Source organism: Actinoplanes palleronii (assembly GCF_016862315.1).
In the GTDB taxonomy this organism is placed as follows: Bacteria; Actinomycetota; Actinomycetes; order Mycobacteriales; family Micromonosporaceae; genus Actinoplanes; species Actinoplanes palleronii.
Genome location: NZ_BOMS01000094.1, coordinates 1 through 23283 on the forward strand (window position 1 = coordinate 1; position 23283 = coordinate 23283).

The following is a 23283-nucleotide window of genomic DNA, read 5'->3' on the forward strand; positions in this document are numbered from 1 at the left end:
GAACTTCACACACAGCCGCTGTTTCGGGCTTGCGTGGGGAGTTTGGGTGTGGGGCACGCTCGGGCGGGGTCAGTGCGGGAGGCTGCGGGTGATCAGGGTCAGCAGGCGGTCGAGGCGGGCGGGGTCGGCCGGGAGCTGTTCGCTCGCCCAGGCCATCGCGTTGACCGCCGCGAGCACGTCATCGACGGCGTCCTCCACCGAGGCCCGGTGCAGCAGCCGGGATCCGACGTCGCGGATGGCGTCGTGGCAGCCGGAGAGCGCAGGGCTCTCCGCGGCGCCGAGCAGCTCGACGGCGACGAAGCCGCGCATCGCTGCCGCGTGCACCGCCACCGCGCGCAGCCATGTGCGCAGTGCGAGACCCGGATCGGACCCGGCGAGCAGCTCCTCGCCGCGCGCGCAGAGCACCGCCACCTCGTCCGAGATGATCGCTACCAGCAGGGCCTGCACCGACGGGAAATGCCGGTAGAGCGTGCCGGGGCCGACACCGGCGCGCTGGGCGATCCGGTTCAGCGAGGCGCCCGCGCCCTGAGCGGCAAACTCCACCCGCGCGGCGGCGAGCACCCGATCGCGGTTCTGCTGAGCGTCGCTGCGCATCCGGACCCCCGGGTAGATAAATGGAGAAGCTCTCCGTATATTACCGTCCATGAAACGGAGAACCTCTCCGGAAAGGACGTCATGCGCATCGGCATCATGATCGGCGAAGTCCGCGGCCCGGCCACCGCCTCCGACCTGGCCGCCCAGGTCACCGCCGCAGCGGGCCTGGCCACCATCTGGTCCGCCCAGGTGTCCGGCTGGGACGCCCTCACCACGCTCACCCTCGCCGGCACCCAGACCGCGGCGAGCCCGTCCACCGACACCCGGACCGCCGCGATCAGGCTCGGGACCGCTGTCGTCCCGGTGCGGCAGCGGCACCCCCTCACACTGGCCGGGCAGGCGCTGAGCGTGCAAGCCGCCACCGGCAACCGGCTCACCCTGGGCATCGGCGCCGGGATCGGCGCCATGGTCACCGGCATGTACGGCCTGCCCGCCGACCGCCCGGTCCGCTACCTGCGCGAATACCTCTCCGTCCTGCACCCGCTGCTGCGCGGCGAATCGGTCGAGCACCGGGGCGAGTCACTGACCGCGATCGGCAGCGCCGCCATCCCGGGGGCCGAGGCTCCCCCGGTGCTGCTCGCCGCCCTCGGCCCGAAGATGCTCCAGCTCGCCGGCGAGGCCACCGACGGGACCGTCACCTGGATGACCGGCCCGCGAGCCCTCAGCACGCACGTGGTCCCAAGGATCACGGCCGCCGCCGAAGCCGCCGGGCGGGCCGCGCCCCAGGTGGTGGCCGGCCTGCCGATCTGCGTGACCCACGACGAGCCGGGTGCCCGGGCGCAGATCGCGACCCGGTACGCGATGGCCGCCCAGATCCCGGAGTACCAGGCCGTCCTGGCCCTGGAGAACGCCACCGGCGCGGGCGACGTGGCGATCGTCGGCGACGAGGCCGCGATCACCCGCCAGCTGCAGCGCCTCGAGGAATCCGGTGTCACGGAGTTCATGGCCACCCCGTTCGGCACCCCCGCCGACCAGTCGAGAACCACCCGACTCCTCCACGCCCTGACAGACGCCGCGGGCCGGAGCCACCCCTGACAACCAGCTCACGATCGCGGGCTGGTTCCTGGGGGTGCCTCAAGCAGCCGGAGGCACCCCCAGGAACCAGCCGGCCGCGCGGGAGCGCGCAACGGTCCGGGGTGGGCACGGTGTCGCGCGGTGAGCGGCGCGGGCCGGGACGCGCGGCCGGAGCCGCACGGGACAGCGGCCGGGCGCGAGACCACCACGGGACGTGGCTCGTAGCCTGCGGACGTGCGCTCCCTGTTCGTACCGAAGAAGGGTTGACCGGAAGCGAACAGCGGACCCTGCGGTGTAACACGTCGGAAACACGCACCCTAGGATCACCCGGTGACAATGCTTGACATCATCGGTTGGCTCGGTTCCGCTCTGCTCGTCTGGTCCCTGCTGCAGGCTCGGCTGCTGCGGCTGCGTGCCCTGAACCTGGCCGGCTGCCTGGTCCTCATCGGATTCAACGCGGTGCTCGGCGTCTGGCCCATGGTCGGGCTGAACGTCGTGCTCACCGTGATCAACGTCTGGTACCTGTGGCGGATGCTCGCGACCCGGCACGACGAGACCACGTATCAGGTGGTGGAGGTCGGTATCGGCGACGAGTTCCTGGCGCACACGCTGCGGCTGCACGGCGACGACATCGCGAAGTTCAACCCGGGGTTCTCCGCGCCGGACGTGCTGCGGCCCGGCTCGGCGGCGTTCCTCGTGGTGAGCGGGGACGAGGTGGTCGGCGTCGTGGTGTTCCGCGAAGCCGGCGACGGGGTCGCGCAGGTGGAGCTCGACTACGTGACGCAGCGCTACCGGGATTTCACCCCGGGCGAGTTCGTGTATCGGCGCAGCCGGTATTTCGCCGAGCGCGGCTGGCACAAAGTGATCACCCCGCCGGGGATGCAGGCGCCGTATTACGACCGGTTGGACTTCCAGCGGCAGGACGATTCCTACGTGCTGGAGCTGGCCCGCTAGTGGGTCGCGTCGTCCGTCGCCGGGACCCGAGCCGGCATCACCACGAGTCGACGACGGACAAGGCCTGGCTCGGGCAGACCAGGGCGGCATCGCGGGCGGCCTCGACCAGGTCACCGGAGGGATTCTCGTCGAGAACGATGACGGTTCCGTCCTCCGGGTCCTGGTCGAACAGCGCCGGCTCGGTCAGCACGCACTGCCCAGCTCCCACGCAACGATGCGGATCAGCGATGACCCTCATCAATGAACCTCCGTCACCAGGTGACCGGCATGTGGTAGACGCCGTAGATGGCGGCGTCGGACTTGAACGGCAGTTCCTCGACCGGCGTGGCCAGCCGCAGCGCGGGCACTCGCCGCAGCAGCGTGTCGAAGACGATCTGCAGCTCGGCGCGGGCCAGGTTCTGCCCGAGGCACTGGTGCGGGCCGAACCCGAATGCCACGTGGTGCCGGGCCGGTCGGCCGATGTCGAACGCGTCCGGCTCGTCGAACGCCTCCGGGTCCCGGTTGGCGGCCTGCCCGAGGGTCAGCACGCCCTCGCCGGCCCGGATGGTCACCCCGCCCACCTCGGTGTCCGCGACGCAGAGCCGGGCCACCACGGTGTCCACGATCGTGAAATAGCGGAGCATCTCCTCGACCGCACCCAGCGTCCGGGCCGGATCAGCACGCAGCGCGTCCATCTGCGCGGGGTTGCCGAGCAGTGCCAGAGTGCCCAGCGAGATCATGTTGGCCGTGGTCTCGTGCCCCGCGACCAGCAGCAGGAAGCCCAGGCTCACCAGGGAACGACGATCGTAGTCCCCGCCGGCACGGCTCTTGCGGATCTGCCGGCCCAGCAGGTCGTCCGGCGGAGCGTCCTCCTTGCCGGCGATCAACTCGTCGAGGTAGTCACGGACCCGGCCGAAGGCGGCCCGCCGCTCGTCCTGCGGCGTCTCCCGCTTGATCATGGCGGCCGTGTTGACCTGGAAAAAATCATGATCCGCGTACGGCACGCCGAGCATCTCGCAGATCACCATGGACGGCACCGGCAGGGAGAGCTCCTCGACGAGGTCGGCCGGCCGCGGTCCGGCCAGCATGGCGTCGAGCCGTTCGTCGACGATCTGCTGCATCCGCGGGCGCAGCGCGGCGATCTGCCGGACGGTGAACTCGCCGAGCACCGCCCGGCGCGCCGGCCCGTGCTCCGGTGGATCCATCGTCAGCATGCTCGGGGCCGAGTCGTCCCGCGGAAGCGGCTGACCGGCCGGCGCGAGGTTCGGGAAGTCGGCGTGCGTCCGGTCGGCACTGAAGCTCGGATCGTTGAGTACCTGACGGACATGCTCGTGTCTGGTGACGACCCAGCTCTCCCGGCCGTCGGGCAGGCGGACCCGGGTGACCGGATCTTTCTCCCGAAGCTGTCCGTATTCTTCGGGCGGCGCATACGGACAGTGCCGTACCAGGGGAAATTGCAGCATGGCGGTACTCCTTGTCGGAGAAATCCGGCTTGTCCCCGAACCTACCCACCGGCCGGAGGGTCGTCCACCGCGGTGGTGGCCGCCCCCGCGGGGCGACCGGGCCTGATGTGCCGCAATGCCCAAAAAATAGTTATTGATCAATCTCTCGCCGGTCGCCGCGCGGTCCCCCTCCGGCGTCGCGGTCCGGGTACCCGCGCCCTACGCTGCCCGCATGACCGTCATCGATCTCGGACGGGTCGGACCCGCAGGTGACAACTCGGTGGGCGCCTCCCGGCCGGGCCCGCTCCGCCGGTCGCCGCGGCGCCGGTGGCTGGTGACGGTCGTCGCGGTGTGCTGCGGGCTCGCGGTGACCGGCTCGGCGCGCCCCGACCCGCGGGGCCTGACCCCGCTCTGGGACGTCCCGTTCACCCTGGACGCCAACTCCTACCAGCTCGCCGGTGACGGCATCGTCGTGCTCGACCGGCCCACCGGCCGGCTCACCGCCCACGACGCCCGCACCGGCGCGGTGCGCTGGTCGGCACAGGCCGACGACGCCGACGGGCTCGCCGGCGTCCGGGACGGCGTGCTGCTGATCCGGACCGGGGTCACCGTGACCAACAAGGTCGTGCCGGAGGGCTCCCCGTTCGCCCGGGAGTTCACCCGGAACACCACTGCCGTCGACGCGGCGACCGGCCGGACGCTCTGGCGGCAACCCGGCGAGACCGTCACGGTCGTCGACGACCACGCCCTGCTGCTGGAGTGGGACGAGAACGGCGAGCGGGCCCGGCGGATCCGGCTGGTGCGCCTGCGCGACGGCGGCACGATCTGGTCGCGGGACGGCGGCGGCGCGGTCTCCCTGGCGACCGACATGACCTCCGGCGTACGGGCTGAGCGCGTGCTGGCCGTCACCGTGCGGGGCCGGGCTGAGGTGATCGCCATGACGGACGGCTCCGTGGTCACGAGCGGAACGCTGCCCCGGCCCGGAGTGGCGCGCAGCGAGGACTCCTGGTCCGTCACCCTGCACGGCGGCCAGCTCTACCAGGACCGGACGGTACGGGGCCGGACCACGATCACCGCCTACGAGATCGACACGCTGCGGCAGCTGTGGAGCCTCGAGCAGCCGGCGGGCGGCTCGTTCGGCTGCGGGCCGGTGGTGTGCGTCAGCGACGGCGAGTCGATCTCCGGCCACGACCGGGCGACCGGAGCACGGCTGTGGCGGCTCTCCGCGGTCGCCGGCGTCTACCCCCTGACCGGCGGCCTGCTGCTGACCGATCAGGAGAACGGTGCCCGGCACACCGTGCTGGAGGCGACCACCGGGAGCCCCCTCGGGGAACTGGGTCGCGGCCTGCCGGTGTGGGATTCGCGGGGCCACCTGACGTACCTGATCGCGGGAACGCGGCAGCCGCCCGGACGGACCTCGGTCAGCAGCGTCGACCCGGCGTCCGCCGAGGTAGTGCTGCGCGGCACCGTCGCCTCGGCACAGAGCTGCCGCACCGAGGGTGACCTGCTGACCTGCGTCACCGAGGACAACCGCCTCGCCGTCACGGACCTCGGCTGACGACCGGCGCTAGTACCCGAACTTGCGCCGGGCACTGCGCCGGTTCGCCCGGGCCGGCCACTCGTCCGCCGGGTCGCGCCGGGGCCGCCGCTCGCCCGGCTCACGGTCCTGGGGAAAATCCCGCACGGTCAGCACCAACCCCTGGACCAGGCGGTCCTCGCGCAGATCCCGGTACCTGATCTCGACCAGCACCGGAGTGCCGTCGGCACGCACCAGCGAACAGCACACCGCGCCGTCGCCGGAGCCACGGAAGACCTGACGCAGCCGGTCGCGGTCGTCCGGCTGCACCAGATCGCCCAGTGTGGCCAGCGGCGGCAGGTCGTCGACGCCGAGCAGCCGGCGCAGCGAGGAACTGGCGAACCGGATGCGCTGGTCCTCGTCGATCACCGCCGTCATGTCCACGCTGTTCCCGATCACCGCGCGGAGATAGACGTCGCTGTCGTCGCGGCCGACCGCCTCCATCAGGCAGATCCGATCCAGCGCTAGCGCAGCCTGACCGGCCAGCACCTCGAGGGTGTCGCGACTGACGGTGAGAGCGTCTCGGCGGCCCACCAGGATGAGGGCTCCGCCACGGGGCCGGGCGACGGCGAGCGGTTCCAGCCAGAGCGGGCAGACCAGTGTCGCGTGGTCGCGTTCCGCCTGCTCGATCCACCAGCTGCGGTGCGGCGAGCCGGCCGCGGGGCCGGGCACCGCTGCCGCCGCGAGCTCATCGTCGTCGATGGCAAGGATGGCGCTGCGGATGGCCTCCGGCCGGATGAACTGGGTGATCGCGGCCCGGACGGCCTCGTCGACGGCAAGCGTGTCGGCGGCGGCGACCAGCGCGGCGCTCGCCTGCCGCAAGGCGCGCTCCCGCGTCAAGGCCTGTACGTTCAAGATCACCGCGTCGGTCAGCCGGGTGATGGTCAAAAGAAGCGTGAGCCCACCGGCCACGGCGATCACCACGCCGTCGTCGACGGTGCCGTCGACCGCCTCGATCAGCAGCACGACCGGCGGGGTGGCGACCGAGACGCCCAGCAGCGTCGCCCAGCGGCCGTGCCACGGGCGCGGGCGCGGTGTCGCGGGCCGGGTGAGCCGGGCCATCGACGGGTGCAGCGCGGCGGCGCCCCAAGCGAGGTAGAGCACCACGAAGCCGGACTCGCTCAGCCGGTTCGGCCACAGCGGCTGCACGATGTCACTGCACAGCACACCTGCCGCGCCGATGACCAGCAGCACGGCCGAAGGGTTGCGGCCCGCGGCGACCAGCAGCCGGATGACGACCGCGAGGAGCAGCACGGCTCCGATGACGTACGCCACGGACACGTCACCGATCCGGCCCGCGTCACCGATGACGAACACCCACACCACCAGCATCGCCGAGCACGCGAAGGCGAGCAGGTCGATGAGCCGTGCCCGGTCGACGAGAATCGCGCCGGCCCGGGTCAGCTGGAGCAGACTGCAGGCGACCAGGACGAACATGGCGTAGAAGCCGGCATCGGCCACGCCGGGCCGGTGCAACGCGGTAAAGACGTCGCCGACGGTGCTCGCCACGACGGCACCGGCGAGCAGCAGCCAGGGGGCGGGCCGGGCGGGCCGGTGGCGACGGACGCCATGGACGACGGCGGCCGCGCTGCCGATTCCCAGCACGGTCCATCCGATGGCACTCAGCACGCCCCACTTGTACCAGCGGCGTTGCCGTGTGTACATACCGGTCCACCAAGCGCAACGACCGCGCAGCACGATGCTGCCCGTCGCCCGGGGGTTGCCGCTGCGGTCGCCCTCTCACGGCCTGACTAGCGTGAGTGGCATGGACCGAGATCTCCCAGCAGCACGTGACCTGGTCGCCGGCCTCGCCGAACAGGCCGGGCGGCTGCAACTCGAACGGCGCGACACCCTGCGGGTCGGCGCGCCCAAGGCGCACGTCAACGACGTGGTCTCCGACGTCGACCTCGCCAGCGAGCGCCTCATCGTCACGGCGATCCTCGCGGCCTGGGCGGACGACGCGGTGCAGGCCGAGGAGGGCAACGGCCGCGCGGGGACCAGCGGGTGGACCTGGGTCGTCGACCCGCTCGACGGCACCCGCAACTACATCAGCCGGACCGGGCCGTGGTCGGTGTGCATCGCGCTCTACCACGAGGAACGCGCCCGGATGGCCGTCGTGCACGAACCCGTCGCCGGCGAGACGTTCAGTGCGATCGACGGCGGCGGCGCGTTCCTGAACGGTGCACGGCTCCCGGCGCCGGCCGGGACGTCCCTGGACCGGGCGCTGGTCGGTGTCAGCTTCCAGCCGAACCCGAAGACCAAAGAGCGCGCCGCGCGGGTGATCCGCGACCTGCTCCCGGTGACCGGTGACATCCGGCGGCTCCCGGCCGCGCTCAATCTGGTCTACCAGGCCGCCGGGCGCCTCGACGGCGGCGTGGCCCTCGACACGTTCCTGTGGGACATCGCGGCGGGCGCGCTCATCGCCCGGGAGGCGGGCGTGATCCTCGGCGGGCACGGCGCGGAGTTCACCACCGAGCTGACCGTCGGGGCGGCTCCGGCACTCTGGGACACCCTGGCCGAACGGGTCCGCGCGAGCGCGTGAGACGACGGGAGCTAGCCCGCCACCACGACCACACCCACCAGCACAGCCCACCGGTTCCGGTTCATGCCGCCGACCCTAACGGTCTGCCTCAAGGGGACGGACCTGCTAGACAATCCGGATGCGCCGACGCCTGTTCCCCCTCGCCGGCGCCCTGGCCGTCGACATGCTCGGCAGCGGCCTGTTCCTGCCGATCTCGCTGCTCTTCTTCACCGACGTCGCCGGCCTCCCGCTGGGCACGATCGGTCTGCTGCTGAGCGCCGCCGCGATCGTCTCGCTGCCGGTGCCGCTGCTCGTCGGGCACGTCGCGGACCGCTACCGCCCCACCGACCGGGTCATCCTGGCCCAGCTCATGCAGGGGGTGGCGTTCGCGGCCTACGGCTGGGCCCGCACCCCGCTCACCGTCTTCCTGGTCGCCACCCTGGCCGCTGTCGGTCAGCGGTTGTTCTGGTCCTCGTTCTTCTCGGTCGTCGCCGGGCTGGCCGAACCCGGCGAGGACAGCAGGCACGCCGACCGCCGCTACGCCGTCGCCGGCATGATCCAGATGGCCGCGACCGGGGCCGGCGCGCTGCTCGGCGGGCTCGCGGTGACCTACGGCTGGTACCGCCCGATCGTCTGGCTGAACGCGGCGACGTTCCTGCTCTCCGCGGTGTTGCTGCTGCTCACGCCCCGGGACACTCGCGTGCCGGTCACCGGGACGACCACCGGCGGGTACCGCGCGATGCTCCGCGACCGCACCTATCTCCTGCTGATCGCGGTCAACACGATCTTCGCGCTGTGCAGCGTGTTCGTCGGTGTGGCCGTGCCGGTCTACCTCGTCGACGCGCTGCCCGCTCCGCACTGGCTGATCGGCCCGCTGCTGACCGCCAACATGATCCTGCTCGCGTCCGGCCAGGCCCTCGCGGTCCGCCTGGTCCGCCCGCTGTCGCGCGCCCGGGGCCTGGCGCTGGCCGGCGTGCTCTGGATCGTCTGGGCGCTGGTCTACGCCGCCGCGCTCCGCGTCCCGGCCGCCGCGCTCGTGCCGTATCTGCTGCTCGGCATGATCTTCTACGCGGCCGCCGACCTGATCCACGCGCCGCTCTCCAACGCGCTGTCCGCCGCGGCCGCCCCACCCGCGCAACGCGGCCGCTATCTGGCGGTCTACCAGTACAGTTTCGCCTTCGCCAACATCCTCGCGCCCACCTTCTTCACCGCGCTGCACGCCCGCGGCCCCGCCGTCCCGTGGCTCGCCCTCGCCGCCCTGGCCGCGGTCGCCACCACCGCGATCTGGTCCCTGAACGACCCCCTCAAGGCCCGCGAGAAAATCAAGATCTAACCCTTTCCGGTACGCATACGGAGCGCCCGTCCGCAGGCGACACGCCACGTCCCGTGGCAGCCTCGCGCGGCACTGCGGCCCGCTCCCGACCGTGGCGCGCCTCACCGCCGCCCGGGTGGAGAGGTACCTGCGCGATATCCAGCGGAAACAGTTCACGTTTAGCGTTGCCTGGAGTCGAGCTACACCGGCGCCCACGGCCGGCATTCGTGGAGTCCGAAATGCCATGGAAGGGTGTCATGAATCTTCTCCTGCTGACGGACAACCAAGGCGATGTGCTGCCTGCCCTGGACCTGCTCCCGTACGCCGTCCAGGTCGCCCCCCGCGACAGCTGGGCCCAGGCGATCAAGGACCCGCAACTGGCCGCCGTGCTCGTCGACGCGTGCGTGCAGCTGACGCAGGCCCGCAGCGTCTGCCGGGCCCTGCGCGCGAACGGCCTGAGCATCCCGCTGATCGCCCTGGTCCGCGACGCCGGCCTGGCCGCCATCGGCGCCGACTGGTGCATCGACGACTTCGTCCTGACCACCGCCGGCCCGGCCGAGGTCGCGGCCCGGCTCAACATGGTCGTGGACCGGCGCGGCCTGGAGAACACCGCGAGCGACGACACGATCCGCGTCGGCGACCTGACCATCGACTCGCACAGCTACACGACCCGGCTGCGCGGCGAGGCCCTGTCCCTGACCTACAAGGAGTTCGAGCTGCTGAAGTTCCTCGCCCAGCAGCCCGGCCGGGTGTTCAGCCGCGACCAGCTGCTGCGCGAGGTCTGGGGCTACGACTACTTCGGCGGCACCCGCACCGTCGACGTCCACGTCCGCCGCCTGCGCGCCAAGCTGGGCCCGCGCTGCGAGACGATGATCGGCACCGTCCGCCAGGTCGGCTACAAGTTCGTCCCCCCGGCGACACCCGGCAGCCTCCGCGACACCGCCCAGTCGATCTTCGACGACGCCATGTCCGCCCCGGAGCCCACCCGGGACCAGTCGCTGATCACGTCCTAGGCCGCACACCCGGGCCGGGAGACCCGGCCCGGGGTTCGGAGGGTCAGCGGACCGACCACCGCTGGGCGGCGGTGCCGTTGCACTGCCAGAGCTGTACCAGCGTGGTGTTGGCCGTGCCGCCGCCGTTCACGTCGACGCACTTGCCGGAACCGGCGCCGACGATCGTGCCGTCCGGTTTCGCGGTGAACCTCTGCGCCGGGGTGCCGTTGCAGGTCCAGGCCTGCACCTTGGTGCCGTCCGCGGTGCCGTTGGCGTTCACGTCCAGGCACTTGTTGCCGTAGGTGCGCAGTTCGCCGGACGAGGTGGCGGTCCACTGCTGGTTGGCGCCGCCGTGGCAGTCCCAGATCAGCGCCTGGCCGCCGTCCGCGCCGCCGCCGGAGATGTCCAGGCAGCGGGTGGACTGCGGGTTGGACAACAGGACCGGAGTGCCGACCGGCGGGGTGGTCACCGGCCGCAGACTGGCCGGCACCGCTTGCAGCGCGGCGAACCAGCGGGCGGCCATCTTGTCGTATCCGGCGGCGTTCGGGTGCAGGCCGTCGGCCAGGTCCGCGGTGGTCAGCGCGGAGTGCATGTCGACCAGGTGGGTTCGCGGTCCCTTCTGCGCCACGATGCCGGGCAGCGCGGCGTTGGACGTCTGCACCTTCGCCTCGTTCGCCGTGTTGCTGGTCGGAATGATCTGGGCGACGAAGACCTCGGCGACCGGCGCCAGTGTCCGGATGTGATCGAGCAGCGTGGCCAGCCGGGCCGGGGCGTTGGCGACGTCGTGGTTCTGGCCGATGTCGTTCGTGCCGATGTGCAGCAGGACCGTGCGCGGGTTGGCGGTGCGCAGCCAGCCGGTGATGTTCGTGTCGAGCTCGTCGATCCGCCAGCCGGAGTGGCCCTCGTGGTCGTGGTCGCCCAGAGCGGCCGGTCCGTTGACGGCGGAGCCGACGAAGTCCACGGTGTAGCCGGCCGCGGCGGCCCGCTGCCACAGGTTGATCCGGTACCCGCCGGGCACGGTGTACCCGTCGGTGATCGAGTCACCCAGCGGCATGATCCGTACGCCGCCGTTCGACTCGGCCTGCGCCGGCGTCGCGGTCGCCGCGATCGACGACAGGGTCAGGGCCAGTCCGAGCCCGGCCGCGGTGAGCCACCTGCGATGGTGTCGCACAGTCGTTCCTCCACTCATCAGTGCGTCCACTTCTGATTGGTGCCGCCGTTGCAGGTCCAGATGGCCAGGACGGTTCCGTTGGTGGTGCCGTGTCCGGTGGCGTCCAGGCATCTGCCGGATTCGACGCCGACGATCGTGCCGTCGGCGCGTACGGTCCATTGCTGGTTGGCGCCACCGGTGCAGTCCCAGATCTGGACGATGTCGCCGTCGGTGGTGCCGTGCGCGTTCACTTCGAGACACTTCGTGCCGTACACGGTCAGCTGTTGTCCGGTGGTCGCGGTCCAGCTCTGGTTGGTGCCGGCGTTGCAGTCCCAGAGCGCCGGCCGGGTGCCGTTGTCCTGCCGGTAGCCGGGCACGTCGACGCAGCGCCCGGACTCCTGCCCGCGCAGCGGGGCGGTGACCGTGCCGGTGCCGGCGGTGCCCGGGTACGACGGGGGCGCCGCCGCCGCGCCGGTGGCCCACGAGGTGTTCGCCGAGGTGCCGAGGGTGAACGCGAGCGTGCCGCCGCCGGTGACGAACGAGGCCGGCAGGTACGCGTTGTTCCACGCCGATCCGTTCAGGGTGGCGCTCTGCACGTACGGCGCGCCGGTCGCCGCCTGCGGTGCGGTGATCCGGATCGTGCCGCCGCCGCCGAGCGCGATGCTGACCTCGGTGAACAGTGGGCTGCCGAGCGCCAGGTCCGCGGTGCCGGGGGTGTTCGGGTAGAAGCCCAGCGCCGCGAAGACGTACCAGGCGCTCATCGTGCCGAGGTCGTCGTTGCCCACGCCCCAGTTCGCCGGCGAGGTGTTCCACAGCTCGTTCTGCACCTGGCGGACCTTCTGCTGGGTCTTCCAGGGCTGGCCGACGTAGTCGTACGCCCAGGGCAGGTTCATCGACGGCTCGTTGCCCATGTCGGCCTTGTCGGAGTCGTTGCTCTGCCCGTGCAGGCTGGACAGCACGCTGTCGAGGTAGCTCACCATGGCGGCGTTGCCACCCTTGGCGTCGGCGAGACCGCGCAGGTTGAACGGCACCATGCCGGTGTACTGCCAGGACGTGCCCTCGACCATGTCGGTGCTCTTCTTCGGGTCGAAGCCGGGCCGCCACTGACCGTTGAGCTGCTTGCCCTGCACGAAGCCGGTGGCCGGGTTGAACACGTTGCGCCAGGACTGGGCGCGGTTGACGAACGTCGTCTGGTTGGCGGTGTCACCGAGCCGGCCGGCCATCGCGCCGATCGCGAAGTCCGACGTGGCGTACTCGAGGGTGGTGGCGGTGGGCCCGTAGAAGCCGCTCTCGTACGTGCCGTCGGTGGGCAGGTAGCCGATGGTGTCGATGTACCGGTTGCCCTTGCGGACCTTGTTCTGCGCGGTGCCCTGCGCCACCATGGCGTTCTTCGCCGCGGTGGTGTCGAAGGCGCGGGCGCCGAACGCGTGGTAGTCGGCGATGACGATCGGCGACGGGTCCCCGTTCATCACGTCGGTGTCGGCGTGGTTCAGCGTCCACTTCGGCAGGAAGCCGCCGTTCTGCTGGTAGTCGTTGAGCAGCGACTGGGCCGCGTCACTCGCCGACTGCGGATCGACCAGTGCGTGCAGCTGTGCCTGCGAGCGGTAGATGTCCCAGCCGGAGAACGTGGCATATTGCGCCCGCTGCGCCCCGCTGACCGTGTGGGTCTGCCGGTCGAAGCCGGTGTACTGACCGTTGACGTCGCTGTAGACGTTCGGGTGCAGCAGCGCGTGGTACAGCGCGGTGTAGAAGATCTTCTGCTGGTCGCCGGTCCCGCCGGTGACGGCGATCCGGCCGAGCTTGGCGTTCCACGCGGTGTGTGCCGCCTGGCGGGTGGCGGCGAAGTCCCAGCCGGGGATCTCGGCGGCCCGGTTCGCCGCCGCGTTGGCGTCCGACACGAACGACACGCCGACCTTCGCGGTGACCACCCGGTTGCTGCTCGCGTCGAAGGTCACCGAGTTGCCGCCGCTGAACGTGCCGTCCGAGGTCATCGGCCGGTCGAAGACCATGCTGAACCGCAGCGTGTAGGTAGGGCTGTCGGCGCAGAAGTGCCCGGACGTGATCCAGCCGCGGATCTCGGTGCTGCTGACCCGGGTGAAACTCTGCGCGTCGGTCCGGGTGCCGGCCGAGCCCAGTTTGAACAGCAGGTTGGCCTGGTTGGTCTGCGGAAACGTGAAGCGGGCCATCCCGGTACGGGTGGTCGTGGTCAGCTCGGTCGTGACCCCGTTGCCGAGAGTCACCGTGTACGCGCCGGCCGTCGCCGACTCGTCGGCGTGCGAGAAGCTCGACGTCGCCGAACCGTTGACGGCGCCGACGGTCGGCAGGATCGGCACGTCGGCGGTCGCGTTGCAGCCCGGGCCGGACAGGTGGTTGAGGCTGAAGCCGGTGATGGTGTTGTCGCTGTAGGCGTAGTTGCCGCCCGCCGGCCGCGACGGGGTGTCCGGACTCCACTGGACCATGCCGAACGGCACCACCGCGCCGGGGAACGTGTTACCGCCGTTGGACGTGCCGAGCAACGGGTTGACCAGCGACGCCGGGTCGCTGACCGCGGCGTCCGCCCGTCCGGCCGGCACCGTGACCAGACCGGCGACGAGCAACAGGACGAGCGCTCGGCGGCTCATCCGCGTGCCCACTTCTGGTTGGCGGCGCCGGTGCAGGTCCAGATGACCAGCGGGGTGCCGTCGGCCGTACCGTGGCCGACCGCGTCGAGGCACTTGCCGGAGCCGACCGCGACGACGGAGCCGTCGGCGTTGACCGTCCACTGCTGGTTGGCGCCGCCCGTGCAGTCCCAGACGTCGACCACCGTGCCGTCGGCGGTCGCGCCGCCGGCGACGTCGAGGCACTTGTCGAGCACGGTGAGCCGGCCGTTCGCCGTCGACGTCCACGCCTGGTTGGAGCCGTTGTTGCAGGTCCAGAACGCGGGCCGGGTGCCGTTGGCGGTGTTGGCGGCGGGCAGGTCGACGCACTTGCCGGACTGGAGGCCCTTCAGGATCCCGACCGTGTCACCGCGCGCCCATTTCTGGTTGGCGCCGCCGTTGCAACCCCAGATCGTCAGCGGGGACCCGTTGGTGGTGAGGTGGTTTCCCACCTCAAGGCATTTGCCGGAGCCGGCCCCGACGACGCTGCCGTCACTGTTGACGGTCCACTGCTGGTTCGTTCCTCCGCCACAATCCCAGATGTGTACGGCGGTGCCGTCCGCGGTCCCGGCCCCGTTGACGTCCAGGCACTTGCCTCCGGGGGTCCGCAGCTGCTTGGCCGGGGTGAGCGTCCACTGCTGGTTGGTGCCGCCGGTGCAGTCCCACAGCGCCGGCCGGGTTCCGTTGGCCTGGTTGCCGCCGGGCACGTCGGCACAGCGGCCCGACTCCTGGCCCTTGAGCACGCCGGCGAGGGTGCCGGCCGCATTCGGGGTGACGCGCAGGTTGTCGAACTGGTTCGTCTGGTACCCGACCACGCCGAGGCCCACCTGCCCGGTGGTGAACGTGGTGTCGGTGACCTGGCCGACGACGGCGCCGTCGACGCTCGCCGTGATCGTGTTGCCGGAGAAGCCGAGCGCGATCGTGTGCCACGTGTTCAGGCCCAGCGCGGCCCGGTTGCCCGAGCTGAGCGTGCTGCGGGTGCCGCTGCTGGTGGTGCGGGCGATCGACCACGCGCCGGTGTCACTGATCCGCAGCTGGTAGGCGGCCTGGTGGCTCTGCGGCCGGTTCTGCGTATTGGCCCGGCCGAGCAGGGTCACCGTGCCGGCCTGCTGCATGTCGACGTCGGTGGTGACCGTGTAGTCGCTCCACGACGGGTCACCGACCAGGGTGAACGCGTCGCTGTCGTCCTGCCAGTTGATCGGCTGCACCGGCGCGACCTGCTGCAGGCAGGTGCCGCCGCGGCCGGCCGCGCAGGCCCGGGTCTCGAACGAGCCCTGCATGTCCTCGGTGTACTTCGGTTGTTTGCGGACCGCGTACCCGTCGAAGGTGTCGGTGTAGGGCAGCGCCAGGGTGCCGGTCGGCGGGCTGACCGCGGTGCCCTTGCCCTGCCCGGTCGTGGTGGTCACGGTGTAGATCCGGTGGGGCTGCAGGGTCAGCGCGTACTTGCCGCCGCTGACCGGCACGTCGGCCTGCTTGACGAAGTGGTCGGCCGGGTTGTCCGAGCCCATGTCGGTGGACCAGACGTGCACGGTGCCGGTGCTCAGCCCGCCGGCGACGGTCACGTTCACGGTCTGCGCGGCGGTGCTGCCGCTGGTCTCGTAGATCGTGGAGTAGTCGCTGTTGTTCGGTGACTTCAGCGAGACGTAGCTGCCGTTGGCCCGGTTGCCGCCGAGGTAGCCGCTGGCCGAGTTGTTCAGGTAGCGCCAGCCGGGCTGGGTGAACTGGCCGTAGTGCGCGTTGGCCCACAGGTTCTTGCCGACCCGGTAGGAACCGGACCAGGGGGAACCGGCGTCCATCAGCCCCACCGTGGCGTACGGAAGATTGGGGGTGATCGCCGCGAGCAGCGGCCAGTTCAGGAATCCGGTGAGTTCGGCGTCCAGATAGCCGCGGTTGACGGTCCGGATGTAGGGCACCACCCCGGCGTTGTCGTCCTGCGAACCGAACTCGCTGGCCCACAGCGGTTTCCCGGAGTTGCGGGCGTTCGTCGTGGTCGAACACGACTCGGCCTGCGACAGGTACCCGCAGACGTAGTGGTTGCCGAGCACACCGACGGCGTTCTTCAGCGTGGCGTCAGCGCCGAACTCGTCGGCCATCCCCCAGCCGCTGTCGTCACCGACGATCTGCACCGACCCGAAACCCGCGTTGTTCAGGCTGGTCCGCAGGTTCTTGTACCAGCCGCTGTCGTGTCCGCGCTCGTTCCAGCCACCGAGGTAGTTGATCGTCAGGCCGTGCTGCTTCGCGCAGTTGAGCCACGAGATGTCGTAGTCGATCATGTCCTGCGACCAGAAGTTGTGCCCGCCGACCCAGCCCGGTGCGGCCCACGGCAGGGCGACCAGCTTGATGTTCGGGTTGCGGGCGACGGCCTGCTCACCGAGCCAGAACTCGTAGCCGACGTTGCAGTTGATGTCGCCGCGGACGTGCTGGTGGCTCGGCTCGGAGCCGTCGGTGGAGTTGGCGTCCCCGCCGATCTCCAGCTTGAGCAGTTGGACGGCCGCGCCGTAGCCGGGCTTGAACAGGTAGTCGAGGATCTGTGCGCGCTGGGCCTCCGGATAGTCGATCAGCAGACGGGAGTTGCCACCACCGCCACTGATCGCACCGACACCGTCGAACGTGCGGCCGGCGACGGTGCCGTCCAGGGTGATCGTCGTGGTGGCCGCCTGGGCCGGCGTCGCTCCGGCGGCACCGGCGAGGGTGGCCGCCAGGGTCAGGGCGGCCAGGGCCAGCAGGCTGCGGAACCGTTTCCGGCGTGGGACTGGGAGCACGGAAGCTCTCCTTCGATGTCGGGGGAACGATCGGGAGAAGCAGTTCGCCGACGGCACGCACGGTGCCAGGACCCGCCCTTGACGAAGGTCGGGCTGACGGGGATCCGAGCGTCCGGGCCGGCGCGGATGCGGCGGCACTTCGTCGTGGTTCATCGACTACGGGCGAGGCACCGAACATCGGTCGAACACGATGAGACATCGACAATCAAAGATGAACGTTTCCCGGATGTCAACGTTGTCAGCACCCCGAAACGAACGCTTCCGAGATGGGCCTTCCCGAAGCCGATCCGACGTGATAACCGCAGCATGCGACGCATGAGTCGCTCTCCGGCCGGCCGAGGGCACCCCCTCCCAGGCGGGGCGGGCGGGTAGGCCCAAGGCCGAGCCTCCGAGCCCCTGGAGAGCGCGTTCCCGACATGAAACGTTTCGGCAGGTTTCTTAACTGTCAGCCGTGAAAACACGGATAACGACACAAGTGAACATCTATTGACGTGGTCCGGTTGCCGGTCACACCACCGTCCCTGTCGGTGAAGGTGCACCGCCTGCGGTCACGGCTGGAGAACGCGCGGCAGATCGTCGCCGCACTCGGCACGACGTCCGAACCGGGCCGGTGCCCGGACGGCCGCCGAGCTGACCTGCGATTAGGCCGAAGCCATCATCAATGGCCGGCCAGGCGGTCGCCGAGGTCGGAGCGGCGATACAGCACCGCGCGGCCGTGCCGGGCGCTGACCAGCAACCCGCCGGCCCGCAGCGCCCGCAGGTGCTGGTTGACCGCACTCGTCGTCACCCCGAGCCGGGCCGCTAGCTCGCTCGACGACGCCGGTGTCGCCAGCTGCACCAGCAGCCCGGCCCGATGCGCGCCGAGCAACCCCGCGAGCGCGCCCGGCGCCGGCAGCGGCTGCGGTTCCCACAGCGTGCCCAGCCCCCGCGCCAGATAGATGATCATCGGGGGTTCGTCGGGGTGGATCGGGGTGGCGGCGCTGCTGGTCCACATCGACGGGACCAGGGTCAGCCCGTCGGCGGCCGGCCGGGTGTACTCGAGCCGGCTCCGGGGGTGGACCTCGACGGTGTCACCGGTGAGCCGGACCCGGCCGGCCAGTCCGGCCAGCATCACCGCCAGCCCGTGCTGGGCGATCTCCCGCCCGCGGAACGTGACGTCCCCTTCGAGCAGGGCTCGCATCCGCGGCCAGTGCGGGGCGAAGCACAGCTCCCAGTAGCCGGTGAGTGCCGCGACGATGCGGTCGAGCACGCCGGGGCCGCGCAGGGGCGCGGGCAACTCCTCGGAGCGCGGCGCCTCTCCGGCGGCATCCGGCCGGTAAAGCAGGCGCAGATCGCGGTCGACGATCCCGGGCGGCGTGCCGCGGATCGCCGTCAGCTCGTCCTCCAGCCGGGTCAGCGGTGACCACGGCCGGGGGGTGAGGAAGTCCGGCGTCCACAGCTGTTCGCTGACCAGCGCGAGCAGCAGGTCGGCGTCGAGCCGGTCGCGGACCCGGCGCATCTCCCGGATCCACGGCAGCTGCAGCGGGTAACGCCCCGGATCCCGCCACGCGTGCAACGACAGCACCAGCTCGTTGACCGGCGAGATCGCGAACCGGATCCCGCCCAGGTCCTGCCCGCCCAGCTGATAGCGCACAACCATGAAGCAGAACGCTACATCGTTCGCGGGCCGGCACCCCCGCCTGCGAGAACCATCGGGTGACAATCACCGGCCACAGCCCGATCGAACGCGCACTCACCCTCTCCATCGCGGCCTCCTCGCTCGCCAAGGGTGTGCTGTTCGGCGTCAGCGCACTGTTCTTCACCACCGTCATCGGGCTCTCCCCGGCCACCGTCGGGATCGGCCTGACCGTCGCCGGGGCGGCCGGGATGGTGGCCGCGTTCAGCGCCGGGCACCTGTCCGACCGGTGCGGCGCGCGACGGATCCTGGCCGCGGCGACGGTCGTGCAGGGGGTGGCGCTCGCCGCGTACTGCTCCGCGTCGTCCGCGCTGGCCTTCACGCTGATCGCCTGCGTGGCGGTCGGTGCGCAGGGCGCGCAACGCACCGCGCAGGCGACCCTACTCGCGCTGCACTTCACCGGCCCGGACCGGGTCACCGTCCGCGCCCGCCTGCGGGTGGTCACCAACGTCTTCGTCGGCGTCGGGTCCGCGGCGGCCACCGTCGCGCTCGCCAGCGGCACGCCGGCCGGGTACCTGGTCGCGATGCTCGCGGCGTCCGCGCTGGTGCTGGCGTCGGCCGCGCCGCTGCGCCACCTTCCGGCGGGGCCTGTCGACGCGGCTATGAGTGATCCGGAACGGTCTGAGGCGACTCAGGGCCGTTCACCGTTGCGTGATTTCCGGTACGTCGGGATCGCCGCTCTCTACGGCGTGCTGACCATCCAGTTCGGGCTGCTCACCGTCGGGATGCCACTGTGGGTCACCCTGCACACCCAGGCCCCGGCCACCACTGTCGCGCTGCTGCTCGTGCTGAACACGGTCCTGGTCGCGCTCTGCCAGGTGCCCGCTGCCCGGCTGGTGACGGGTGTGCGCGCGGCCGGCCGTACCGTGATGGGGTCTTCGGTGTTTTTGGTGTTGACCTGTCTTCTCTATGCCGCGGCGGGCCCGGTGCCCGCGCTGGCCGCGGTGACCCTGCTGGTCCTCGCGGTCCTGGCCGCCAGCGCCGCCGAGGTGCTCTCCGAGGCTGGCGAGTGGTCCCTCGCGTTCGACCTGGCCGACCCGCGCAGCGCCGGCGCGTATCAGGGCGTCAGCCAGACCGGTTTCGCGGCGGGCACCATGCTCGCGCCCGCGGTCGTCACCGGCACCGCGATCGCCCACGGCACCCTCGGCTGGCTCCTGCTGGCCGCCCTGTTCCTCACCGCCGGCACCGCCACCCACCACCTGGCCACCCGCCCCCACCCGGCAACCGCAGCCCCGACACACCCCTGAACCCCAGCCAGGGACCGGAAAGCGCGCCACCACCGGAACCCGGCTGGCGCTGAGGGGTGCCTCGGCAGTGTTGAGACACCCCTGGACACCAGCCGGGACCGCGAGTCGCGCCGCCACCGGAACCCGGCTGGTGCTGGCGGCTGTCTCGCGGGGCGCGAGGGGACCGTGGGCACCAGCCGGGGGTGGGGTGGGCTACAGCTGGGCTTTGAGGACGTCGATTTCGCAGCCTGGGGCGGACGGGTCGAAGCCGTTCTCGGAGAGCCAGCGGATCACCACGAGGCTGCGCAGGGACCACCAGGCACGGATCATGTCCGGGTCGGCGCCGGGGCCGTAGCCGCGGAGCACGTCGGTGAGGCGTTCCTCGTGGCCCAGGGTGAGGGTGGCCAGGTCGAACATGGGGTCACCGGGGGCGGCCTCGGACCAGTCGAGCACGCCGGTGAGTGCGTCGCCGTCGGTGAACACGTGGGTGAGCTGGAAATCGCCGTGGATGAACGCCGGGGTCCACGGCCGGAGCGCAGCCTCGGCGACCCGGCGGTTGCGGGTGACCAGGGCGGTGGGCAGGACCGCGTTCGTGATGAGCCAGGTGTACTCGCGGTCGAGTTCGGACGCCCAGTCGTCGACGGTGCGGCCGGGCCAGGGCGGCAGCGACGTGTCGTGCAGCGTACGGGCGGCAGCGCCCGCGGCGGCCCACGCCGCCGGGGACGCGGGTGACGGTTCGCCGAGCACGCCGAGCGCGACCCCGGGCAGGGCGGCAAGGGCGAGCACCGGCGGCCTGCGCCACAGGATTTCGGGCGTCGGCAGCGGCGCCAGGGCCATCGCCGCGACCTCGGCATCGGTCCGCTTCTGATCAGCGTCGACCTTCAGGAACACGTCACCGACGCGCAGGGTGGCGCGCTCCTGATGGGCGATGACGACCTCAATCGAATCCACGCCGGTAATTGTCGCTGCCGGACGGGCAGGACTGTGTACCGTGGCGGGATGCCCGACGGTGGGAGCAGACGCGTCACCATCCGGGACGTGGCGCGGGTGGCGGGGGTTTCGCACGCGACCGTGTCGCGGGTGCTGAACGGTGGGCGGGACGTCAGCGTGACCGCGCGGCGGGCGGTGGACCGGGCGCTGAAGCGGACCGGGTACACGCCGAACCACCACGCCCGGCAGCTCGCCGGGGCGCGGCCGGACAGCGTCGGGTTCTTGAACTGTGTGGACGTCTCTCAGCTGTTCGCGGACACCAACATCAACCGGCTGTGGCTGGGCTGCACGCAGGCGCTCGCCGACCAGGGGATCATGCTGGTCCTGCCGGTCGGGGCGGGGGCGGCGCGGGCCGTCGACGCGGTGCTGATGTTCTCGGCGCGGGAGGCGGACCTGGGTGACAGCCCGCTGCCGCTGGTCGCCTGCGGGACGCCGGTGGGGCACGAGGGCGAGATCGCGTACGTGACGTCCGACGACCGGGGCGGCGCCCGGCAGATGGTGGCCTACCTGCGCGAGAGCGGGCGGCGGCGGATCGCGACGGTCACCGGGCCACTGGACCTGCCGAGCGGGATGTTGCGGCTGGCCGGGTACCGGGACGTGGTCGGTGTGGTCGATCCGGGACTCGTCGTTGCGGGCGATTATTCGTACCAGAGCGGGGTTGTCGCCGCGGAGCGGCTGTTGCGGCAGGCGCCGGACCTGGACGCGGTCTTCGTCGCGTCGGACCTGATGGCGGTCGGTGTGATCGACGCGCTGACCCGGGCCGGGCGGCGGGTGCCGGAGGACGTGGCGGTCGGCGGGTTCGACGACGCGCCGGTGGCCCGCCGGACGTGGCCGCCGCTGACCACGGTCCGGCAGGCCTGGGAGCGGATCCCGGGCGAGCTGGTGCGGCAGTTGTGGCGGCAGGTGGACGGGGACGGCCCGTCCGGCGTGGTCCTGCCGGTGGAGCTGACGGTGCGCGCCTCGGCGTGAGCGATTCTCAGTCGAACTGGAGGCTCTGGCCGTAGACGTGGGTGACCTTGAGGGCGAGCAGGACGCGGCGGTCGCTGACCATCACGGAGCGGTACTCGTCCCAGTCCGGGTGCTCGCCGGAGGCCTTGCGGAAGTAGTCGACGAGCGCCTCCACCTCCGGCCCGTGCGGATCGTCGCCGGGGCCGATCAGCGTGACGTCACCGTCGGCGGTCGCCCAGGAGCGGCCGTCCGCGCCGGTCACCTCGATGGCCGCGCGCGGGTCACGGCGCAGGTTCTGGGTCTTGGCCCGTCCCTCGGTGACCGAGACGTAGATCGTCTCGGCCGCCCGGTCGTAGAACGGCAGAATCGGTGAGAGCTGCGGGCGCCCGTCCTTGCGGAGCGTGGCGAGGATCCCGAGTCGGCTGTCCGCGATCAGTGCCCGCGGATCGAAAACGCTGGTCATATCTGTCGCCAAGTCCGTTCTCACCGCCGGTATTCCGAAGGTCACCGTTCGGCTAGCCTCCGGGCGTGTACTTCGTTTACCGATCGCATTACGAAGGTCCGCTGGGCAAGCTGGTCCGGCGGCTGCCGGATGCCACCGTGCTGGGCTGGTTCCGCCGGGGCTGGGACTGCGCCGGTCCGCGGGCGTGGGTCGTCGGCGAGCTCGGTGTCCACGTCTACGGGCTGAGCTCGATCTTCGAGGCGGCTCGCCGGCATCAGCTGCCGCGGCCCGAGACGACCGATCAGCTTCGGACACTGTTGCACGAGCATCTGTACGTGGAGGGCGACCGGGACTACATCCGGCTCGACGAGCACAGCCTGCGGGTGCGCACCGATGACGACGAGGTCGAGCTCGCCTACTTCTTCCTCGATGACGTGATCGTGGCGGAGCGGCCGGAACGGCTCGCTTATCTCGTACACGAGAAGTGGCCGTTGCCGGACGGACCCGGCGGTGAGCCGGATGCCGCGATCACGACGTATGCGATGTTCTTGACCTTTTATGACGGCGCGAGTCTGGAAATCGAGCCGGTGGTCGCTTTCCCCGGAGTCGGCCTGGGGGATCTGGCGGCGGAGCTGCGGTGCGGTGATCGGGCGGAGTGGCCGGCGGAGTTGCGTGTGCTCGCGGCCCTGACTCCCGACGCTGCGGATCCCGGCCGGCTTCCGCTGTGGGGCGAGCCGACGCCGGCCGCGGATCCGCTGTTCGTGGCGTTGCAGCGGGCCAACCGCTGGCCGGGGTTTGATTTGAGCGCCGACGGGCCGCTGTCTGAGGCGCAGCTGGCCGAGGCCGACGCATTGGTGGCGAAGGCGACGTTCACCAGCGGGCGGCGGCCCGAGGCGTCGCTGATCCGGGTCGGTCAGGGGCTCGCGCAGGTGGCCATGCACTGCAGTGCCGATTTCGGGTATCAGCAGTGGTTCCTGTTCGACAGCCGGTGGGTCGCCGCCCACCCCGGCCTGGCCGCGTCGCTGCTGCACTACGCCGAGGACTGGGATCCGCTGTCGTGACCACGGGCG

Annotated in this window: 19 protein-coding genes; 9 read left to right on the forward strand and 10 right to left on the reverse strand. The window is 71.3% G+C overall.

Annotated features, from left to right (window positions below):
• Nucleotides 1-69: 69 nt before the first annotated feature.
• The gene (locus tag Apa02nite_RS30185; protein WP_203828045.1) at nt 70-594 is read right to left on the reverse strand and encodes a TetR/AcrR family transcriptional regulator; all 525 of its coding nucleotides are present in this window, start codon (nt 592-594) and stop codon (nt 70-72) included.
• A gap of 81 nt (nt 595-675) precedes the next feature.
• On the opposite strand from Apa02nite_RS30185, the gene Apa02nite_RS30190 reads away from it, so the two are divergent.
• Together Apa02nite_RS30190 and Apa02nite_RS30195 are read left to right on the forward strand one after the other, a co-directional pair.
• Nucleotides 676-1629 carry a TIGR03564 family F420-dependent LLM class oxidoreductase gene (locus Apa02nite_RS30190; RefSeq protein WP_203828046.1) on the forward strand — a complete coding sequence of 318 codons (954 nt, stop codon included), beginning with the start codon at nt 676-678 and terminating at the stop codon, nt 1627-1629.
• 315 nt (nt 1630-1944) lie between these two features.
• Nucleotides 1945-2562, forward strand: coding sequence for a hypothetical protein (locus Apa02nite_RS30195; protein ID WP_373873069.1), 618 nt, complete (start codon nt 1945-1947; stop codon nt 2560-2562).
• 37 nt (nt 2563-2599) lie between these two features.
• Here Apa02nite_RS30195 and Apa02nite_RS30200 read toward each other — a convergent pair whose 3' ends face one another.
• Both Apa02nite_RS30200 and Apa02nite_RS30205 read right to left on the reverse strand, forming a co-directional pair.
• The gene (locus Apa02nite_RS30200; protein WP_203828048.1) at nt 2600-2800 is read right to left on the reverse strand and encodes a ferredoxin; all 201 of its coding nucleotides are present in this window, start codon (nt 2798-2800) and stop codon (nt 2600-2602) included.
• A 13-nt stretch (nt 2801-2813) separates the two neighbouring features.
• A complete protein-coding gene (locus Apa02nite_RS30205) occupies nt 2814-4004 on the reverse strand; it encodes a cytochrome P450 (protein WP_203828049.1) in 1191 nt (396 codons plus the stop codon).
• A gap of 211 nt (nt 4005-4215) precedes the next feature.
• On the opposite strand from Apa02nite_RS30205, the gene Apa02nite_RS30210 reads away from it, so the two are divergent.
• Nucleotides 4216-5541 carry an outer membrane protein assembly factor BamB family protein gene (locus Apa02nite_RS30210; RefSeq protein ID WP_203828050.1) on the forward strand — a complete coding sequence of 442 codons (1326 nt, stop codon included), beginning with the start codon at nt 4216-4218 and terminating at the stop codon, nt 5539-5541.
• Between the two features lie 9 nt (nt 5542-5550).
• Here Apa02nite_RS30210 and Apa02nite_RS30215 read toward each other — a convergent pair whose 3' ends face one another.
• Nucleotides 5551-7224, reverse strand: a complete 1674-nt coding sequence (locus Apa02nite_RS30215; RefSeq protein ID WP_203828051.1) for a PAS domain S-box protein — start codon at nt 7222-7224, stop codon at nt 5551-5553.
• Between the two features lie 100 nt (nt 7225-7324).
• Between Apa02nite_RS30215 and Apa02nite_RS30220 the strand changes: the two genes are divergently transcribed.
• The 3 genes from Apa02nite_RS30220 to Apa02nite_RS30230 all read left to right on the forward strand — a co-directional run bounded on the left by Apa02nite_RS30220 (nt 7325) and on the right by Apa02nite_RS30230 (nt 10405).
• Nucleotides 7325-8101 carry an inositol monophosphatase family protein gene (locus tag Apa02nite_RS30220; protein WP_203828052.1) on the forward strand — a complete coding sequence of 259 codons (777 nt, stop codon included), beginning with the start codon at nt 7325-7327 and terminating at the stop codon, nt 8099-8101.
• 118 nt (nt 8102-8219) lie between these two features.
• Nucleotides 8220-9413, forward strand: a complete 1194-nt coding sequence (locus Apa02nite_RS30225; protein WP_203828053.1) for an MFS transporter — start codon at nt 8220-8222, stop codon at nt 9411-9413.
• A gap of 236 nt (nt 9414-9649) precedes the next feature.
• Nucleotides 9650-10405, forward strand: coding sequence for a response regulator transcription factor (locus Apa02nite_RS30230; RefSeq protein WP_203828054.1), 756 nt, complete (start codon nt 9650-9652; stop codon nt 10403-10405).
• A 43-nt stretch (nt 10406-10448) separates the two neighbouring features.
• Here Apa02nite_RS30230 and Apa02nite_RS30235 read toward each other — a convergent pair whose 3' ends face one another.
• The 4 genes from Apa02nite_RS30235 to Apa02nite_RS30250 form a co-directional block, all read right to left on the reverse strand.
• Nucleotides 10449-11555, reverse strand: a complete 1107-nt coding sequence (locus Apa02nite_RS30235) for a ricin-type beta-trefoil lectin domain protein (protein WP_239164670.1) — start codon at nt 11553-11555, stop codon at nt 10449-10451.
• Between the two features lie 17 nt (nt 11556-11572).
• A complete protein-coding gene (locus tag Apa02nite_RS30240; protein ID WP_203828056.1) occupies nt 11573-14155 on the reverse strand; it encodes a lectin in 2583 nt (860 codons plus the stop codon).
• Nucleotides 14152-16932 (reverse strand): ricin-type beta-trefoil lectin domain protein, encoded by a 2781-nt coding sequence (locus tag Apa02nite_RS30245; protein ID WP_239164671.1) that lies wholly within the window; start codon nt 16930-16932, stop codon nt 14152-14154. Before Apa02nite_RS30245 ends, Apa02nite_RS30240 begins: the two co-directional genes overlap by 4 nt.
• A gap of 658 nt (nt 16933-17590) precedes the next feature.
• Nucleotides 17591-18571 carry an ArsR/SmtB family transcription factor gene (locus Apa02nite_RS30250; protein WP_203828057.1) on the reverse strand — a complete coding sequence of 327 codons (981 nt, stop codon included), beginning with the start codon at nt 18569-18571 and terminating at the stop codon, nt 17591-17593.
• A 56-nt stretch (nt 18572-18627) separates the two neighbouring features.
• Between Apa02nite_RS30250 and Apa02nite_RS30255 the strand changes: the two genes are divergently transcribed.
• Nucleotides 18628-19854 (forward strand): MFS transporter, encoded by a 1227-nt coding sequence (locus Apa02nite_RS30255; protein WP_239164672.1) that lies wholly within the window; start codon nt 18628-18630, stop codon nt 19852-19854.
• 192 nt (nt 19855-20046) lie between these two features.
• Here Apa02nite_RS30255 and Apa02nite_RS30260 read toward each other — a convergent pair whose 3' ends face one another.
• On the reverse strand, nt 20047-20784 hold the full coding sequence (locus tag Apa02nite_RS30260; protein WP_203828058.1) for a phosphotransferase family protein: 738 nt from the start codon (nt 20782-20784) through the stop codon (nt 20047-20049).
• 48 nt (nt 20785-20832) lie between these two features.
• Here Apa02nite_RS30260 and Apa02nite_RS30265 point away from each other — a divergent pair, with 48 nt between their 5' ends.
• Entirely contained in the window at nt 20833-21792 is a 960-nt protein-coding gene (locus Apa02nite_RS30265; RefSeq protein WP_203828059.1) for a LacI family DNA-binding transcriptional regulator, read from the forward strand.
• A 7-nt stretch (nt 21793-21799) separates the two neighbouring features.
• Here the strand turns inward: Apa02nite_RS30265 and Apa02nite_RS30270 are convergent, their stop codons facing one another.
• Nucleotides 21800-22234 carry a PPOX class F420-dependent oxidoreductase gene (locus Apa02nite_RS30270; protein WP_203828060.1) on the reverse strand — a complete coding sequence of 145 codons (435 nt, stop codon included), beginning with the start codon at nt 22232-22234 and terminating at the stop codon, nt 21800-21802.
• Between the two features lie 65 nt (nt 22235-22299).
• Between Apa02nite_RS30270 and Apa02nite_RS30275 the strand changes: the two genes are divergently transcribed.
• On the forward strand, nt 22300-23274 hold the full coding sequence (locus tag Apa02nite_RS30275) for a hypothetical protein (protein WP_203828061.1): 975 nt from the start codon (nt 22300-22302) through the stop codon (nt 23272-23274).
• Nucleotides 23275-23283 lie beyond the last annotated feature (9 nt).